Annotated in this window: 2 tRNA genes; both read left to right on the top strand. The window is 57.7% G+C overall.

Annotation, left to right across the window (positions count from 1 at the left end):
* Positions 1-150: 150 nt before the first annotated feature.
* Positions 151-227 (top strand) — tRNA-Ile (locus ACFSC3_RS16705).
* A 122-nt stretch (positions 228-349) separates the two neighbouring features.
* A tRNA-Ala gene (locus tag ACFSC3_RS16700) sits at positions 350-425 on the top strand.
* The last annotated feature ends 143 nt before the right edge of the window (positions 426-568 follow it).

Genomic DNA, 568 nt, shown 5'->3' with positions numbered 1-568 from the left:
CACTTCGGTGTTGGGAAGAGCTTCTTCCATTCCAAAGAACATAGCCGCCGTCCTCATGTCCCTTCATCAACTGGATACTGACCTTCGGGTCAGGTGCCTGAGCTGGCTCACGCCGCCCGCGGCCTTCATGGCCTGCTTGGGTTGTGCGATGGGCCGGTAGCTCAGGTGGTTAGAGCGCACGCCTGATAAGCGTGAGGTCGTAGGTTCAACTCCTACTCGGCCCACCATCGCGCAGTCAGCGAGACGTCTCTAGCGGAGCTAGAGCGCACGCTGACACGTGCGGCCAGCGCTGCATAGCGCGCCATAAGGCGCAGCTTTGCTGCGACTGACGGCGCGCGGAGTTGGTAGGGGGGCTTTAGCTCAGCTGGGAGAGCGGTTGCTTTGCAAGCATCAGGTCATCGGTTCGATCCCGATAAGCTCCACCATCTCATCAAAGCTGCGCAGCAGCGAGATACATCCAGTTAGATGAAGATACGAAATCCGCTCGTTGTAGAGCGGTTAGCGTCTGGCCTAAGGGTCAGTCAGCGTCTTTGACATTGTGAATGGGTTTTTCAAATCGATGCCGCGA

The organism is Sphingomonas floccifaciens, assembly GCF_042681125.1.
Lineage (GTDB): Bacteria > Pseudomonadota > Alphaproteobacteria > Sphingomonadales > Sphingomonadaceae > Sphingomonas > Sphingomonas floccifaciens.
Note: the sequence above shows the minus strand (reverse complement) of the source record. Positions and strands in the feature narration are given on the sequence as shown.